This is a genomic window from Synechococcus sp. WH 8016 (assembly GCF_000230675.1).
Taxonomy (GTDB): Bacteria; Cyanobacteriota; Cyanobacteriia; order PCC-6307; family Cyanobiaceae; genus Synechococcus_C.
Map to the genome: position 1 here is coordinate 275,054 of NZ_AGIK01000001.1, position 16,509 is coordinate 291,562.

Annotated in this window: 17 protein-coding genes and 1 tRNA gene; 10 read left to right on the forward strand and 8 right to left on the reverse strand. The window is 49.4% G+C overall.

Annotated features, from left to right (window positions below):
- Positions 1-274: 274 nt before the first annotated feature.
- Positions 275-484 (reverse strand): hypothetical protein, encoded by a 210-nt coding sequence (locus SYN8016DRAFT_RS01510; protein ID WP_006852453.1) that lies wholly within the window; start codon positions 482-484, stop codon positions 275-277.
- A gap of 689 nt (positions 485-1,173) precedes the next feature.
- On the reverse strand, positions 1,174-1,380 hold the full coding sequence (locus SYN8016DRAFT_RS01520; protein ID WP_006852455.1) for a hypothetical protein: 207 nt from the start codon (positions 1,378-1,380) through the stop codon (positions 1,174-1,176).
- 608 nt (positions 1,381-1,988) lie between these two features.
- Here SYN8016DRAFT_RS01520 and SYN8016DRAFT_RS01525 point away from each other — a divergent pair.
- Both SYN8016DRAFT_RS01525 and SYN8016DRAFT_RS01535 read left to right on the forward strand, forming a co-directional pair.
- Positions 1,989-2,435, forward strand: coding sequence for a thermonuclease family protein (locus tag SYN8016DRAFT_RS01525; protein WP_006852456.1), 447 nt, complete (start codon positions 1,989-1,991; stop codon positions 2,433-2,435).
- A 358-nt stretch (positions 2,436-2,793) separates the two neighbouring features.
- Positions 2,794-3,060 carry a hypothetical protein gene (locus SYN8016DRAFT_RS01535; protein ID WP_006852457.1) on the forward strand — a complete coding sequence of 89 codons (267 nt, stop codon included), beginning with the start codon at positions 2,794-2,796 and terminating at the stop codon, positions 3,058-3,060.
- A 33-nt stretch (positions 3,061-3,093) separates the two neighbouring features.
- Here SYN8016DRAFT_RS01535 and SYN8016DRAFT_RS01540 read toward each other — a convergent pair whose 3' ends face one another.
- The 4 genes from SYN8016DRAFT_RS01540 to nrdJ form a co-directional block, all read right to left on the reverse strand.
- Complete coding sequence (locus tag SYN8016DRAFT_RS01540; RefSeq protein ID WP_006852458.1) at positions 3,094-3,459, reverse strand: heavy metal-binding domain-containing protein; 366 nt, start codon at positions 3,457-3,459, stop codon at positions 3,094-3,096.
- A gap of 349 nt (positions 3,460-3,808) precedes the next feature.
- On the reverse strand, positions 3,809-4,099 hold the full coding sequence (locus tag SYN8016DRAFT_RS01550) for a hypothetical protein (RefSeq protein ID WP_141561307.1): 291 nt from the start codon (positions 4,097-4,099) through the stop codon (positions 3,809-3,811).
- A gap of 154 nt (positions 4,100-4,253) precedes the next feature.
- Positions 4,254-4,340, reverse strand: a tRNA-Ser gene (locus tag SYN8016DRAFT_RS01555).
- Between the two features lie 253 nt (positions 4,341-4,593).
- Positions 4,594-6,936, reverse strand: coding sequence for a ribonucleoside-triphosphate reductase, adenosylcobalamin-dependent (gene nrdJ / locus SYN8016DRAFT_RS01560; protein WP_006852461.1), 2,343 nt, complete (start codon positions 6,934-6,936; stop codon positions 4,594-4,596).
- A 133-nt stretch (positions 6,937-7,069) separates the two neighbouring features.
- Between nrdJ and SYN8016DRAFT_RS01565 the strand changes: the two genes are divergently transcribed.
- From SYN8016DRAFT_RS01565 to SYN8016DRAFT_RS01585, 5 genes are read left to right on the forward strand one after another with little or no spacing between them, the layout of a single operon-like run.
- Positions 7,070-9,292, forward strand: a complete 2,223-nt coding sequence (locus SYN8016DRAFT_RS01565; RefSeq protein ID WP_253909758.1) for a mechanosensitive ion channel family protein — start codon at positions 7,070-7,072, stop codon at positions 9,290-9,292.
- 5 nt (positions 9,293-9,297) lie between these two features.
- Positions 9,298-9,993 carry a trans-aconitate 2-methyltransferase gene (locus SYN8016DRAFT_RS01570; protein ID WP_006852463.1) on the forward strand — a complete coding sequence of 232 codons (696 nt, stop codon included), beginning with the start codon at positions 9,298-9,300 and terminating at the stop codon, positions 9,991-9,993.
- 49 nt (positions 9,994-10,042) lie between these two features.
- Positions 10,043-11,707, forward strand: a complete 1,665-nt coding sequence (locus SYN8016DRAFT_RS01575; RefSeq protein ID WP_371212439.1) for a peptide chain release factor 3 — start codon at positions 10,043-10,045, stop codon at positions 11,705-11,707.
- A gap of 60 nt (positions 11,708-11,767) precedes the next feature.
- A complete protein-coding gene (locus SYN8016DRAFT_RS01580; protein WP_006852465.1) occupies positions 11,768-12,004 on the forward strand; it encodes a hypothetical protein in 237 nt (78 codons plus the stop codon).
- Entirely contained in the window at positions 11,985-12,758 is a 774-nt protein-coding gene (locus tag SYN8016DRAFT_RS01585) for a CPP1-like family protein (protein WP_006852466.1), read from the forward strand. The genes SYN8016DRAFT_RS01580 and SYN8016DRAFT_RS01585 overlap by 20 nt, the downstream gene beginning before the upstream one ends.
- A 37-nt stretch (positions 12,759-12,795) precedes the next feature.
- Here SYN8016DRAFT_RS01585 and hslO read toward each other — a convergent pair whose 3' ends face one another.
- Both hslO and SYN8016DRAFT_RS01595 read right to left on the reverse strand, forming a co-directional pair.
- A complete protein-coding gene (gene hslO / locus SYN8016DRAFT_RS01590) occupies positions 12,796-13,701 on the reverse strand; it encodes an Hsp33 family molecular chaperone HslO (RefSeq protein ID WP_006852467.1) in 906 nt (301 codons plus the stop codon).
- Positions 13,702-13,713: 12 nt separating this feature from the next.
- Positions 13,714-14,355, reverse strand: coding sequence for an ABC transporter ATP-binding protein (locus tag SYN8016DRAFT_RS01595; RefSeq protein WP_006852468.1), 642 nt, complete (start codon positions 14,353-14,355; stop codon positions 13,714-13,716).
- 107 nt (positions 14,356-14,462) lie between these two features.
- On the opposite strand from SYN8016DRAFT_RS01595, the gene SYN8016DRAFT_RS01600 reads away from it, so the two are divergent.
- The 3 genes from SYN8016DRAFT_RS01600 to tsf all read left to right on the forward strand — a co-directional run bounded on the left by SYN8016DRAFT_RS01600 (position 14,463) and on the right by tsf (position 16,508).
- Positions 14,463-14,912 (forward strand): DUF3531 family protein, encoded by a 450-nt coding sequence (locus SYN8016DRAFT_RS01600; protein WP_006852469.1) that lies wholly within the window; start codon positions 14,463-14,465, stop codon positions 14,910-14,912.
- Between the two features lie 134 nt (positions 14,913-15,046).
- Positions 15,047-15,763: a 30S ribosomal protein S2 gene (rpsB, locus tag SYN8016DRAFT_RS01605; RefSeq protein WP_006852470.1), complete on the forward strand. Its 717-nt coding sequence runs from the start codon at positions 15,047-15,049 to the stop codon at positions 15,761-15,763.
- An 88-nt stretch (positions 15,764-15,851) separates the two neighbouring features.
- Positions 15,852-16,508: a translation elongation factor Ts gene (gene tsf, locus SYN8016DRAFT_RS01610; protein WP_006852471.1), complete on the forward strand. Its 657-nt coding sequence runs from the start codon at positions 15,852-15,854 to the stop codon at positions 16,506-16,508.
- Position 16,509 lies beyond the last annotated feature (1 nt).

Here is a 16,509-nt window from a genome sequence, read left to right on the forward strand (position 1 = left end):
CTGAGCGCAAGGCGGGAAAAGCACCAATTTGATAGTACTGATGAGCCATTCCTGCTTGGCTGCGGAGTATGCAGCTAATTTTATTGAGTTATTTGCTAGATGTTGTTCAAAATCTGCATTTTTAAGGGCTTAAGTAGCAATCTGAGCTTATTTTTGTCTGTATGCGTCTATCTTTCTGTTGAGATCGTTGCTAGGTGTGGATAGATTTGGCAGGAATAGCCTAAAGAGGTTAAAATTGCCTGATAAAACGTTAGAATTGATATTACTGGCTCCTCTACTCTTTAGCCCATCGCTGGTTGCAACGATTGCTGCACTTCATCTCTCCATCGGGATAGTCAAAACCAGCCTTCCTTGCATTTTTTTCAACTTCAGCTGGATTTGATCCACTGAAGCTTCGTGTTGATTTAGCTAGTGCTGGTGTGACAAAATCAAATCCAAGCGTGTATGCAAACAAAATTAAGGTCAAAAACTTGAGTCCTTGCATGTTTGATTCTTTTCAATCTGCTCTCATCTTACTAGCCCATCTCAATTTGACCTTTTAAGTCATGTTTTATATAAAATATTTTACGAATAGAGTGATGCTTTATTTTTCTTGTTTCAGTATCTGCAATTGCCAGTAAAAGACATAGAAGTCATGTAATTTATTATTGATGCGTTTGCAACACATCAAGATGTTCAGGCCTTGTCATCAAACGGAAATAGGTTTTTCAGTCTTAGTTTGTCCCATGACTTCTGAGCTGGCATTGATCCAGATGATTCCCTGCTGCCGGACGAGACAGATTAAGTCGTCGTTGCGGAGAACTCTGTACGTAGAGGGTTCTTCCATGCAAAGTGTTTTCGCATAAGTGACCGCTGCATGGATATCTTCCTGTCTGGCACTGGGTTTCCACCCATCAGGAGTAAGCCGTTCAATATCAACCATGAGTAAATTTACTTATTGTTGATAGTTTCTCGCATTGTGGTTCCCATTAGCAAGCAAAGTGTTCACATCCATACCGAGTGGTGAGAATTGACGGATAACGCGTTTTTTTGTGGTTTGAATTGATACTTAAGTTTTGGCTTGAATGTGTTAGAAGAAAATCATAAAGTTTTTTACTCCTTTTTTGCGGTTTTCATTTTCTGCTTCGACGATGCGCCTGTCGGAATGATGTGTCGATTTCATTCCTCTGAAGATCAGTCCAGATCCGTGGCGATATAGCAGCGTCTGCGGAGCTGGTCTACAAAAGCCCTTGCCTCTGTGCCCCTGTACTTTCCCTTCAGCTGATCAACAATTCCCCCTTGTTCAAGGTTCTTACCGTAAGCATCAACGACCAGATCGAGTGCAAAGTCGATGAGTTCAGCTTCTTCTGCACTCAGTCGTACATCGACAAATTTGTCCATACGAGCGCGGTCTTTCTATGATTTTCATCAGAATTCTGGAGCAATTTCTCGTATTTGTCTTTCGCGTGAAGTGATTCCTTACAGGCTCTTGGCTTTATTCCTGAGGGATATGAAAATAAGTCTAGTTTATTTCGAGTGTTCGTTCGTCTGATTAAATCAGATTTTCCAAGTTGTTAATCATGTGGTTAATCTAAAGTGATTTAATTTGCTTGTAATGATCATTCTCTGCTCGTCTCGATGAATTGATATTGATGATGTCTTGTTCTTGGAAAGATTGTTGATGGCTTTTCCGATTGCGTGAGTGAAGACAACTGCGGTCGGAATCTTAAATCTTTCCAATGTTCGCTGATTTGTGTCATTCACGACTTGTGTCCATCTGCCGAGACAGCTATCAGGGATTTAGTCATTACCAAATCTTGCTATGGCCGTTCTATTCGCCCCTCCTAAAATACAGTCGATCTACCGTCGTTATTGGGCTTCGACCTCTAAGTAGGCCATTCAATTTTCAGGCCATCTGTTGAGATGGCCTGTGCACGGTCGGTTGTTTGCTCTTGGGATGTTGAGCTAAGGCTTTTGAGCTGGGCAAGGGTTTTCGCGAGAATGGTGCCATGCTCAAAATTCTTTCTATCGTCTTTCTTCTTTTGTTGGCTCATGCTTTTTCGGAACGTGTGAGTGCTCAAGGCATGCCTTTGGTTCGATTTCAGTCGTGTTACGACGGGGATACTTGTACGACCACCAATGCTGAAAAAGTCAGGTTGGCGTGTATCGATGCTCCTGAAAGGAAGAAGAGGCCTCGTTTCAGGGCAACCAGAATGCAGCCCACTGCTTATGACAACAGCTTGGCCGATCAGTCGGCATTTCATTTGAGGACATTGGTTTTAGGTCGATTGGTGGGTATCCGCCGCATCGCCACTGATCGCTACGGGCGCACGGTTGCGGAGCTTTTTATTGATAACACCAGCGTTGGCCAGCAGCAGGTAGAGAATGGTCATGCTGTGATTTCTCAGCAACATGCTTGGCAATGCGCGTGGGCAACGCACCGCACTGACCACTAGAAAAGTTCCCTCCTTGATCGTCAGCCTCCCTTTTGATGGAGTCTTCCATGCCAGTTGAGGTTCTCCTGTGACAGTCATCTAAGTGTTGACGATCTGTTGCAGGGCGTTGTTTGGGACGCAAAATACATGCGTGAGGAGGGCTTCTTCACGGAGTGGAAACTAGGCAACACGCCCAACGAGAAGCCGAGAAACCCTGCCTTTGGCGGGGTTTTCTTTTGTCTGTTCACTCTTGATCGTGTGCATCTTTAAGACCCGCGGCAGAGGCCATGCGAGCAGGTCTCCGAGTGCTGCGTGTTTCTACAAAGCGGATTCTCGGCCTGACGTGAGGTGAGAATGGTGGAAATCGAATCGTTCGTCCATGTCCCAAGCTCGCGAGATGATCAATGCCCACCTGTTTCCCGTATTAGCTGTTGTTGCCACAGTGAGTTCTGCATCAGTTGCGATTTCACTTCGACCCATTGCTCAGCATGCGGCGCGTTGGAACACCTGCTACAGCGACAGCATTGCCTGGTATCAAGCCAATAAACCCGATTGGACAGTTCAGGACAAAGAAGTGTTTGCTTCTAATTTCTGCAACGGTGGCACTCCGGTGATGCCAGGGCCAGGTTTCAAGCCTGCAAGCTGATTTTGATCGCTGCCTGTGAATTTCACTCTGTCTTTAGATGGTTGATGACGACCTCGTCGGCAATTCCCCTTGCGGTGTTTCACCGCTTAAAAGCACAGCTGTGCCACTGAGTGACACCATCATCATTCCGCCTTCACCAAAGACTTCGTAATCGATATCCACGCCAATCACCGCATTGGCTTTCATAGCGGTTGCTCTTGCCACCATTTCTTCAGTAGCGACTTGTCGGGCTTTCTCCAGTGCTTGCTCGTACGCCCGTGAGCGCCCTCCAATGATGTCCGTCATGCTTGCAAGCATGTCCCGGAAAATATTGGCTCCGATGATCGCTTCGCCCGTCACCAGACCGCGGTAGTGAATGATGTTCCTGCCTTCCACCGTTGGCGTTGTTGTAATCAGCATGGTCAGTTTTCAACCCTTAAATCGTCCCAACTTAAGATGCCATTTGCGATTGAATTTGCTGAGTTGATCTATGACTTCGGTCTCTTCAATAATGTTGACCTTTTTGTTCTAGGGTTGCGGCGTAGGGTTTTGCTATCCATCGATCTGGCGATTGCAGGCAGGGATTTACCTTCAATATTTTGTTATGGCAACTGCATACGACTCACCAAGATGGGTAAAAAGTGATCTAGACACCTACAAGCTTTTGCTTTATTGCAAAGCCAACTCACTGATCAAGCGTTACCGCAAGAGAGAAGGCACTTACAGGGTGAAGGAGGCCATGGATTCCATTCATGAAGCGATGCACAGGTCAATGGCGTTCATCCATTCGACGCTCAAGAAATGGATTCAGAGCTGCTTGGGGCTTACAACATCGCCCAAAGTAAAGAGCGGCGAGCAACCCAGCAAGCTCTTCAATTCTGGTTTCCGCTAATCCAAGAACTTCCTCCTGTGCATTAAGTCGCAGGTGAAACTTGCGTGTCTTGCTCTCACCAAATGCGACAGTTATTCGAATACGCCAATAGAGAGAACCTCGCTCCTTTAATAAGCTTCCGCCAAGCCCTTTGGCTTTGATGCTGGCGTTTGTGGCGGCCAGATCCACGCTATTTCTTCGACACATCTTCGAGACATTCTGTTCCGTTTAGGCAAATTTCAAGCCGAACCAAGCTCGGAGAGGCCTCACGCTAGAAGGCTCTGTGCCCGGCCCTAGGCAATAAAAAACCCAGTCAATGACTGGGTTTTGCTTGGCTATTGAGCGGAGAGGGTCGGATTCGAACCGACGGTGCCCTTGCAGACACGCTGGTTTTCAAGACCAGAGCCATAAACCACTCGACCACCTCTCCTGGAGGCTTCGATATTTTATCATCTCATCTTAATGATGGCTGGAGTTCTCCAAATCTGTCTCAAGATGATTGAGTGGTTGTATCTTTCTTTCGTTAGCTATTAACTAAGTTTTTATGATCGATCGCGTGATTAACGTGTAGATATTGCGTTTGCCCTTTGGATGAATTTGAGGGGGTTTTGACTTACCTTCTCTGCATTTATTTTTTTACATAAAAAAGTCTCAGGATTGAAGCCTGAGACTTTTGGGGTTCTTTAGTTATTGGGTTTGGCTAGAGGTAAGAGGCACTTATCTGAATCGCATCCGGCTGGACCTGCTTCAGTGAGCTCTCCGCTGTCATACCTTTGCAATGCGTCGAAAAAGTCACTGTTGACCCGACGTTGAAGCACTTCTTTCTGCATGCGCTCGTAGGTTTGTGCATCGATTGGTTCGAATGGCAAACGAGGGAAGGTTGCGTTTGCGTCGAATCGAGCGAGAAGTGCCGCAGAAATATAACCGCCACCCTCTTGGATGGTCCGATGTAGAGCATCGGTTAAGGGCTCAATCTCATGCTCACGAAATTCGATTGTTGCCGATGTGTTGTGGGCGGTGAAGTGCGATTGGACTTGCATGTAAAAATCAAACTGTGCCAATGCTGAAAACGCATTGATGTCCACAGTGTCTGCTCCAGGCAGATTGGCCCAACTCACCTCGGTTGGAATTTCTACTAACCATTCCGTGCAGCGTGTATCGAATGGGTCGTTCAAAAGACGACCTTGATCATCTTTATCAGACTGAGAAGGAACCACTGTGTAGCCGTAGTCCATGCAGGCCATCGCTACAGGATCGTTTTTCCGGAATGTAATCCTGCGGATAAAGCGCTGAGCTTTGGGAGGATGCCAACCAGGTGCAGCACCTGTAAGCAGACTTTTTGTTCCAGCGGGCTGAACTGTGGTGCAGCGGTTTGGCCTCCTCAGTTCATGACGATCGCAATAATCCCATACGGTTTCATTCACAATTGATTTCCAGCGCTTTAAGTAATCAGCCTCTTGCCTCTTGTATTCCAATCCTTCCTCTGTTTCAGGTCGGCCAGCTTCCCACCATTGCAACCAAGGTGTGCCAAATGCATGCACGAAAAAGTCAAACAAGCCAGTAAAGCTCACACCTACGATTGGGTCCCAGGCACGACTCTGGCGGTAACGCTCTACTTCAAATTTATGATTGAGCAGGCAGGCAACAGAAAGGGCTGCGGCTCGGAAAGCATCGCGTTGTGACGATTCATCCTTGGGGTCGATTTGGTTTAAATGAACTTCTGCAAGGTTGCAATGAAAATCTGCACCGAGGATTTCACCGCAAGGGTTTAATCCATAGCGGCTCAGTCGATGCTCAAGTTCGTCTTCTGAGATCGGACCATGATTTTGTTGAAGCCAGCGACCAGCTTCTTCACGACCTTGGTCGCAATAAATCTCGATAAATTCGCTTTTAAGTTCTTGGGTCGTGAGCAAATCAGCGTTGGAGCGAGCCAGAGCTTCAGGTGCAAATTGAATAGCACCTTCTCCGCTGTGGAATTGACGCGTTACCGCTTCAAGCAGAACATCTCTGCTTGGGCGGGTGTGATAAACGCGGGTATGGTTCGCCATCCGTAGCGCATCGCGCTCAGGATCAATTCTCCAATTTCCTTCTGAATCCTGTTGCCACAAATTCTCCTTGGCTCCCGCTGCTGAGGTGTCATCGGAAGCGAATTGGCGCATCCCTGCGCTGCGTCGGATGTTGCCGGCGACAATTGTGACGGCTGCTTCGTCAATCAGCAGACAGCATTCGATCGATGTGAGCTTTCGACCGATTGCTTTGCCAAGTAATTTTGCGACGCGACCGTAGAGATCTTTTAATTTCACTGGGTTCGCCATGCCTCCGAAACCCTTGAGGGTTTCACCGACGGGTCGAACATCAGAGAGATCGATCTCGACTTCGACTTTTCTGCCTTCGAATCGAGGATCGCTGCTCAGTTCTAAGAGCAATTGATAGCTGTCTACCCAGCCACGTCTGGTGTCCCCCACCTTGATCGAGACGCTGTGATCACTGATTCTGTAAGTGGTTGCTTCTTGGCGTTGTTCTGCAGCTGTGATCCCAATATCGGAAACGCTTAGAACTTCAATTGGGTTGGTAACGACTGGAAGTCGATCAATGAAGTGGGGCTCAATGATGGCGCCTGTTCCACACCCCATCATTGCCAGATCCATCATCAGCCCGAAAGCCTCCCAATCCACAAGATTTGTGGAGGTGCAGTTGTAGGCCCCGGAGAAATTTTCAGGCTTTTCGATCCATGGAGTACCACCAATCCATTGCCACCGGCCTGAGGGAAGGGCTTTTTTCTCAGCCTGCATCCTGGCCAATAGAGCCATTTCCTCTGCATTGAGGGAACCAAGCTTTAGGAGCCCCGATCGATTTCTTTCCCCTACTTCGCTCCAGCTTTCTCTTCCTTTGGTCAGACGACGGCTGTAAGTGCGATAAAAAACAGGGTTGGCTGCAGGGGCGCTTGCTGGGAATTCACCATTAATGGGCGCGAGCCCGCTGGTTTGTGTATCTGACTTTTCTGTGCGGCTTGGTGTGAGAGTCACTAGCGAGTGTCATCTTGTCCTAGGCCAATCCTAACGCCACCAATGGGGTGTGTATGTGTTTGTAGGCACCATCAACGGTGTTTTTCTGGGATGGAGGCCTGATGGTTCCGCTGAGATCTGCCTCGCTGGCACGATGGACATCTTTATTCAGCGTCCAAGAGGCATGGTTAAGCGCCGCCGCAGTGATTCATGGAGATGGCGTGCACTGGCTTTCGTGGTTGCTGTTGTGTTGTCTGTACTCCCAACCATCGGACTTCGATCAGCGGAAGCACGATCCGTCTATTCCGTTTCAGCACCCTCGAGTGCGATCCCACTTCAAGACCAACCTTTTTACCCTTCCTTAGAAGACATTTCAACGTCTTGGACTGACATTGTTCTGGGGCAAGTGGTAGGGGAGAGTCCAAGAGTTACATTGCTGAATTTTTATGCCGTGATGGCAAAGGTTGGCCATCGTGCTGATTCACTTGGTCAACAAGCAACCCTGAGCAAAGGATTGTTTTCGTCCCAGAAGCGACGAGAACAAATTGAAGATACGGATTTATTATTTATTCTGGCGGTGAAATCGCTTGACTCCTCTCATTTTCCGGAGAGTGTTCGTAGCGATATGGCTGATGAGGCTGCTATTCAGTTGAAACATGTACTTGATTATGTGTTTTCTCATAGTCATCAGAAAATCGTTATTCCCAATATTGATGATCTTAAAACCTCGGCTGATGCAGGTGCTGATTCCATATCATCTTGGAGGATCCCAGGAACGGCCATTGAACTCACGACTGTGATTGATAATGACACCAGTAATGAGAATTTTTACTTCTCAAGCAATACGGTTGCGTCCATTCATGACATGTACGAAGAAATTGAAAATCAAGCGCCGATCGATCAACCCTTCGCAACCCCTCATTTTTATAAGGATTTTATTTTCACCCCTGGCTACTTGGTTCCTCCCAAATGGTATTTGATGCTTCCTGCTGGGGTCAGACGTGTGATCGAGATCCCTATTGAGGGGCAAACTCTCTTTCAGATTGGCTGTGCCATTGTTGTCTTTGCTTTGTATATCCTTGCAAGTCTTTGGTTTGTTGGTCAGCTGATCACAACGTATAGGGATTCTGGGTCTCTTCAGATTCCAGTGTCTGATTGGCTCCAGGATAATATTGCTTGGACAAGGGTTCTGATTGTTCTTCCTGTTGTCTTGCTAACCAGCTTGACTGATAAATTTATTGATGATGTCATTAATTTTACTGGATTCCCTTTAGTATTTGCAACCTATTTTTTCTATATTATTTTTTACTCTGCCGCAAGTATCTTTGCTTTTTATTTGTTAGAGGCGATTGGCCGAAGTGGTGCTGAGCTTCTGACGCGTTTGCGCGGGGGGCAATCCACCCTTCAATTGCAGCGGATCAGCAACCTGGTGATGCCTCTGAGTAGGGCTGTAGGACTGCTTGTGGCGGTTGTGCTCATCTATCGATTGCTTTTGCTGCTGGGTTTGCCTGCGAGCACAGTGCTTGCTTTTTCAGCCGTCCCTGGACTCGCCATTGGTCTTGGTGCTTCTAAGTTGCTGGGCAATTTATTTGCCGGTTTATCCATTCAAACGGACCGCCCTCTTCGCGTTGGTGAATTTTGTCAAATTGGTGAGAATCTTGGTTTTGTGACGAAAATTGGTCTTCGTTCATTAGAGCTGCAAACGCTTGAAAGCCTCGTCAAGATTCCAAATTCGGTTGCTGATGAAGCCACGATTGTTAATTTTTCAAGGAGAGATCGTTTCCCCTCACCCCATCCTCGGCAGGGCATGGAAGTGCGTTTGCAGCTGCCTGCAGATTTTTCACCCTTCCAGTTGGAAGAGTTGCTTCGTCAAACTCGTTTATTGATCGATGACCCTGAGCGCCTTCATGGTTTAAAAGCAGAGTCGTCTCTCGTGAGTTTGGATAATGATTCTGGAGATTCCAAGACATTGATCGTGTTTGTCTTGGTTGAGTTACACGGCTGGCCTGCCTATCTGCAGATGAGAGAGACCCTGTTGGTGCAGCTTGAGGAATTGCTTGAGAGGATTGATTTGTATGAAATTACGATTGGGGTTGCTTACTCCACAACCTCAGAGCAGTTGTTGCGTGTTCCAGATCTACTGAGATCCGCTGTCAATATCGATCCTTATCTCCATTGTGTTAATTGTCGTCTGCTGAAAATTTCCGCCTGTAGTTATGATCACGAGTTGGAGATATCGTCTACTCATCGCTTGCAGGATGATTTTGAAGAAAGCATTCACAGGCTGCATCAACGCTTCATTAAAGTGCTTGCTGAAAACAATATTGAAATTCCTTTCCCCACTCAGACTCTCTTTGTGGAGTCTTCACGTCCTTAAGTCAGATGCAACGTTGTCCTGAACCAGAGTTGATGAATGCGCCTGATCAGGTGATCGCCTATGCCGAAGCAGATTTTAGTTCCGGCGACCATTCTGTGATTGAGCGTTTATACGAACTGATTGATGAATCTCCGACTACTCTTTCTCCAGGTAGCTTGATCCTTGACTTAGGTTGCGGTCCGGGAAATATATCTGAGCGGCTTGCTGCTCGTTGGCCCCTGTCTAACGTGATTGGTCTGGATGGCGCTCCTTCCATGATCAATATTGCTACTCAGCGACTGAATAGTTTGAGACCTGCTTTTCAGAATTTGAACTATAAGCTTGTTGATTTAAGCCATTATTCTGTTGATAAAATGATTCAATTAAAGGGTGCTTCTGTGATTGTGAGTAATAGTCTTTTGCATCATCTCCATCATCCCCAAAAGCTATGGGATTGCGTGAAGGAGCTTGCCGCTCCCAACGCTTTTGTGTTGCACCGCGATCTTCGTCGTCCCTCTCATGAGCGGGAGGTTGATGTTCTTTGTGATCGGTACGCCAGGCAGGCTCCTTCCGTTTTGCAACGCGATTTTCGAGCATCATTGATCGCCGCTTTCACTCCAGAAGAGGTTCGTGATCAGCTCGATCTGGCCGGACTGAGTCAATTCAGGGTGGAGGCGATTGGTGATCGTTACCTTGAGGTATGCGGTCAGTGGTGTCCTTGATGCTGTCTCGACCATTGACTGTCAGGCTGGTGGTGTCAACAGCGAGATCATGAGCACGCATTTGGGAGCTGAAAGCAGCGAGTCGTTGGATGCATTGCGTGGTGAGGATGGTCTTGCTGAAGCTGTGGCGAGACGTCGCAATTTTGCGATTATTTCCCACCCTGATGCTGGAAAAACCACGCTCACCGAGAAGCTCTTGCTGTATGGAGGTGCGATTCAGCAGGCTGGCGCTGTGAAGGCTCGTGGTGAGCAACGCAAGGTCACCTCTGATTGGATGGAGCTGGAAAAACAGCGCGGTATTTCGATTACGTCGACCGTTCTGCAATTCGACTATTCCGGAAGCACCATTAATTTGCTGGATACGCCTGGTCACCAGGATTTTTCTGAAGATACCTACCGAACCCTTGCTGCCGCCGATAACGCGGTAATGCTTGAAGATGCTGCAAAAGGTCTTGAGCCTCAAACACGCAAGCTGTTTGAGGTTTGCCGGATGCGGGAGATCCCGATTTTTACGTTCATCAATAAGATGGATCGTCCTGGAAGAGAGCCCTTAGCTCTGCTGGACGAAATTGAGGCTGAATTAGGCCTGACTCCTTGGGCTGTGAATTGGCCGATTGGCAGCGGTGAACTGTTTCGTGGTGTGATTGATCGCCGTACGCGTCAGGTTGTTCTGTTTAGTCGTGCTGAGCGTGGTCGCCAGTCTGAGGAAAAGTTGTTGGATTTGGATGATCCAGAATTAACTGACTTGGTGGAGCCAGAGTTGCTCGCTCAGGCTGTCGAAGATCTTGATCTTCTTGAAGCCGCTGGTGCAGAACTTGATCTTGAATTGGTCCATGCCGGTGAACTCACTCCGGTCTTTTTTGGATCAGCCATGACTAACTTTGGCGTGCGTCCATTCCTGGATGCATTTATGGATATGGCCCAAAAGCCAGTTGCACGAGTAGGTACAGACGGCCCTGTTGATCCTTTGCGACCAGAATTCAGCGGATTTGTGTTCAAGCTGCAGGCAAATATGGATCCACGTCACCGTGATCGTGTCGCTTTCGTTCGTGTTTGTAGTGGGCGTTTTGAAAAAGATATGTCCGTGCGCCACGCCCGTACAGGACGCACCATTCGTCTTTCGCGTCCTCAGAAGTTATTTGGTCAAGATAGGGCTGTTGTTGAAGATGCTTATCCAGGTGATGTAATTGGTTTAAATAATCCCGGTATGTTCTCTATTGGAGATACACTTTATACGGGGGCAAAGGTTGAATATGAAGGAATTCCCTGTTTTAGTCCGGAAATCTTTAGTTGGTTGCGCAATCCAAATCCATCTGCTTTCAAAAACTTCCGCAAAGGCGTTAATGAGCTCCGAGAAGAGGGTGCCGTTCAAATTCTCTATGACACCGACGAAAGCAAGCGTGATCCAATTCTTGCCGCCGTGGGTCAGTTGCAGTTGGAAGTTGTTCAGCACCGCCTGGAAAATGAGTATGGCGTCGATACCCGCCTCGAACCCCTTGGTTTTCAGGTGGCACGTTGGGTTACTGGTGGCTGGTCATCGTTGGATGATGTGGGACGCATCTTTAATTGCAAAACCGTGCGCGATGCCTGGAATCGCCCCGTCTTGTTGTTCAAAAACGAATGGAATTTGAATCAACTTGTTGAGGAGCATCCCGAGTTGGATCTCAGCACTGTCGCGCCTGTTGTGAGTGGTGTTGAGCCCATCAGCCTTTAATCGGCCGTCGCTGCTCCAAGGCCACTCACAACATTGCTTCACACTCGCCAGACTGATCCAATGGATCTGTTTGTGTTGAGCCACGTTTGGCTTCTACGCCCATGCTCTGACGGCGGCACCGACTATGTGTGTTTTCGTCCTGGGCAGGACCGTGTTGAGGTGGTTGAGGGCTATCACCTCCCCCCCCAGATGCCATTGATCAAACGCAGAAAATGGCTGGATAGCGCTGAGGTGCCCCATTGCAGGAGCCAACTTGAAAAAGTTCAGGGGTTCAAGCATGGCCAGCCACTGTTTTGATTCAACTCAGCTCTCCCGATTGCGCGCTCCGCTCGATACGCTCAATAGAGACTTAAGTGGATTAATGGCATCAGGGGTTGATCTCGGCTCGAGCTCAGAGTCCCAGGATCCTTACGAAAGGCTCGGAATTTCTGCTGACGCAGGGTTTGAGGAGGTCCAACAGGCCCGCGAAACCTCTCTGAAAGCCGCTGGTGATGATCCAATGGCTCGGGCACGGATCGAAACCGCCTACGACGCCGTTCTGATGGGGCGCTTGCGTCAACGACAGTCGGGAACGATTAGCTCCGCTGCTGTCACGGCGTCTCGGCTTGAGAGTCAAAACACAACGACTGCCCCAACGTCACCTGTCAACAGCTCCGCGCTGTTAACCAGAATTCGGAATCTCTCCCTCCCGAATCCAAAGCTGAACTCAGCCAGTTTTCTTCCGAGCTTGCGCTTGGTCGATGGGCAAGGGTTGGTGGTGAGACTCATCGCTGGCGGAATTGGTCTGTTGCTGCTTCTTGCCGCTCCTACCGCTGTCGACTTAGTGCTGGCCCTCTCCACGATTGGCTTGTTCATTTCTCAGGTCAAGCGTGGTCGCCGTCCCCTTGGTGCTTTGGGGTGGAGTTTGGCTTTCGTGGCCTTGGGTTTGGTGCTGGGAGCCGTGGTTGGAGCCTTGTTTGCGACGCAAGCAGGATTGCCCTTTAATCCGATTCTCCTCCAAGCAGTCCCTGCATATTTGGTTCTGCTCGCTGGAGCGTTGTTGTTGCTTTGAGCTTATTGCTTTGAGCTTATTTATTTGAGTAAGGCACTTACAGGCTCTCGATCAGTGTTGATAATTCCTTTTCGTCGAGTTTGTAAACTTCACTGCAAAAATGGCATGTGAGTTCAGCTCCATTGTCTTCTTTAAGCATGGTGCTTAGCTCTTCTTTGCCGAACAGTCTCAATGCATTGATGCTTCTTTCTCGGCTGCAAGGGCAATAAAATTGAATCGGTTGCATCGGTTCCCCGGCGGGAATTGGCTGAGGATCTAAATCTGGGAAAACATCTTTGAGGAGATTTTCTAGGTGATCCTTGCTGCTACGTAGATGTTCGCTGAAGTTGTTGATTTCGCGGCAACGTTCCTCGAGTAAAGCCACCAACGCTGGTTCTCTCGCTGCTTTGGGTAACACCTGCACTAAAAGTGCACCACTGCATTCCAGCCCTTCCTTGTTGATTGTTTCGCCAACAAATACTGCAGAAGGTGTTTGCTCTGAGTGCAGCAAATATGATGCAACATCTTCTCCAATTCCTCCACGAACCAACTCAACAGTGCTGCTGAATGGTTCTCCTTTCCCTTCATCCCTTACAACGTGAAGGTAGCCCGTTCCCGCAGCCGCATTGAAATCAAAGCTGTAGTGACCAGCTTCATTTTCAATGGGGTCTAATTCCAGTTCGGGGTGTCCTACATATCCGCGCACGCGACCATCTCTTCCGGCATCGACAAACAGCCCACCGATGGGTCCATCGGAGCCAATGCGCAAGTTCACACGGCCGTGACGCACCTTCATCGAGCTGGCTAACAACAGCCCAGCACCCATGGCACGACCGAGCATCACCGTTGTCAAATAGGACAGGCGATGCCTCCGCCTCGCTTCGCGTGTGGCTTCTGTGGTGGTCACCGCCACAAGCCTGATGCCTCCGCCAGCTGCCGTGGCCCGGACAAGGCAGTCACCCATGGCGTTTGTTCATCACACCGGCAATGGTGACAGAGCGTGGAGACGCCCCTCCATCAGGCTCCAATGGTGACCGATCCATCCTTCAAACAGATCCGGTTCATGGGTGACCACGATGAGCAAGCGATCGTGGGCGAGATCTTGAAGCAATTCGAGCACTTCGGAGCGAACGGACCAATCAAGACCAGCGGTTGGTTCATCCAACAGCAGCACTTGTGGGCGGCGCAACAGCTGCACGGCTAAGGCAAGGCGTCGTTGTTGCCCTCCGCTTAAACGTTCGGGGGCCTGTCGCAAATCCACATCACCGAGTCCCACTCGTCTCAGCACATGGCTTCGCTCCTCACTCGTAAGCCGTTTATGGCCAAGCTTTAACTCCTGAGACACGTTCAATCCCAGAAAATGACGTTCAGGAAACTGAAAAACCACACCACATAGCCAGCGCCTTTGCCGCCGCGAGAGCTCTTCTTGATTCCAGCGGATTGAGCCTTTCTCCGCTGCCGCTAAGCCACTGATCACTTCCAGCAGGCTTGTTTTACCACTGCCGCTATTGCCCGAGATCAGCACTGGCTCGCCTGGCGATGCCTTGAGGTTGATGTCGCTCAGGACCACGCGTTCTGACGTCGCCGGCCGGAATCGAATGTCGTTCAGCTCCAGCATGTGGTTCAGAGGCTTCCTTTGATAGCAGTGCTGTAATCAGCATGAATGATCATGATCGTGGCCGATCTGTTTTGAGACAGCGATGATGCGGAGGTCTCCCATAGGCCATGCACGTTCGTTTCCGAGAGGTTGATCCGTTTAATTGCTGGGTGTGGCTCCGCTTCAGTGAGGCACCCAGTCAAGGGGAGCGAAATTATGTGGATGGCATCTTTGACAGTTGGTATGTGATCGGTCGTCTGGGAGGTTTCAATGCCGAAAACCTTCAGGTGCATGAAGAAGCTGAGGATCTCAGTTTCATGCGTTACGACAACGACGATGCCTCCACGGCGATGCCGGCCTTGATGCACAACATGGGTCAGCTCGAATACCACGAGGAGTGGGCGCGTTGCTGGTTGGACTTGGGGACCAGTGATGGAATTGCCCTGGACGTTTTAATCAATGCCTTAAAGCAACTCAACTCTGATGTTGTGAAGCTCGATGAATTGCTGATCGGTGGCGTCAATGAGGATTGGCCTGTTGAGGATCACCCCGACAGCGTGTTCCCAAACATGAACTGACTCTTTGTTAAATTAAGGCGTCCTATTCACCCCGCACACCTGTCCGTTTCGGGTGCTGGACGTTGTGCTCTGAGCTTTGGCTCATCACGCGCCATACCTGACAGGTGGAGGCGAACCCGAAACCCTCAACAAACATGGCTGTCGTCACTCTCGCCGAGATGATGGAAGCTGGTGCCCACTTTGGCCACCAGACCCGTCGTTGGAACCCCAAAATGTCGCGCTACATCTATTGCGCGCGCAACGGAGTTCACATTATTGATTTGGTGCAGACAGCTGTCTGCATGAATAACGCCTACAAATGGGTGCGTTCAGCTGCGCGTAGCGGCAAGCGTTTCCTTTTTGTTGGTACCAAGAAGCAAGCGTCCGAAGTGGTGGCTCAAGAGGCCCTTCGCTGCGGATCGTCTTACGTCAACCAGCGTTGGTTGGGCGGAATGCTCACCAACTGGACCACGATGAAGGCCCGGATTGATCGTCTCAAAGATCTTGAAAGGATGGAATCCAGTGGTGCCATCGCGATGCGCCCCAAGAAAGAAGGTGCGGTTCTGCGCCGTGAACTCGAGCGTCTCCAGAAGTACTTGGGTGGTCTGAAGAACATGCGTCGGATCCCCGACGTCGTGGTGCTTGTGGATCAGCGCCGTGAAACCAACGCTGTGCTCGAAGCTCGCAAGCTCGACATCTCTTTGGTTTCGATGCTGGATACCAATTGCGACCCTGACTTGTGTGAGGTTCCTATCCCTTGCAACGACGACGCGGTTCGTTCGATTCAGTTGGTTTTGAGCCGTTTGGCTGATGCGATCAACGAAGGACGTCACGGCGGCCAAGATGGCCGTGGTGATGATGGCCAGGGCTGATCATCAGCTCTTAGACGCTTCGTTTTAGCCGCTGCGCGCTCATCGCCGTAGCGGCATTCTCATAGACCCCCCCACTTAAATTCACCTCATGGCGGCCGTTTCAGCCAAGCTGGTTAAAGAACTGCGCGACAAAACTGGCGCAGGGATGATGGATTGCAAAAAAGCCCTGGCAGAAACCAGTGGTGACACGACGAAAGCCATCGAATGGCTTCGTCAAAAAGGCATCGCAAGTGCTGAAAAGAAATCCAGTCGTGCAGCTGCAGAAGGTGCGATTGGCAGTTACATCCACACCGGTGCTCGTGTGGGTGTGTTGCTAGAGCTCAACTGTGAGACTGATTTCGTTGCCCGTGGCGATCTCTTCCAGGGATTGCTCCGCGACGTGTCGATGCAAGTTGCAGCCTGCCCCAACGTTGAATACGTCAGCACAGACGAGATTCCTCAAGACATCATCGATCGTGAGAAATCGATCGAGATGGGGCGCGACGACCTGGATGGCAAGCCTGAACAGATGAAGGTCAAGATCGTCGAAGGACGCATTGGCAAGCGCTTGAAGGAGTTGTCCTTGCTGGATCAACCCTTTATTCGTGACAGCTCAATGTCCGTAGCCGATTTGGTTAAGGAGGTGGCTGGAAAGATTGGTGAAAACGTGAAGGTTCGCCGCTTTACCCGTTACACCCTTGGTGAAGGCATTGAAATCGAGCAGGTCGACTTTGCTACGGAAGTGGCATCGATGACGAACAGCTGAT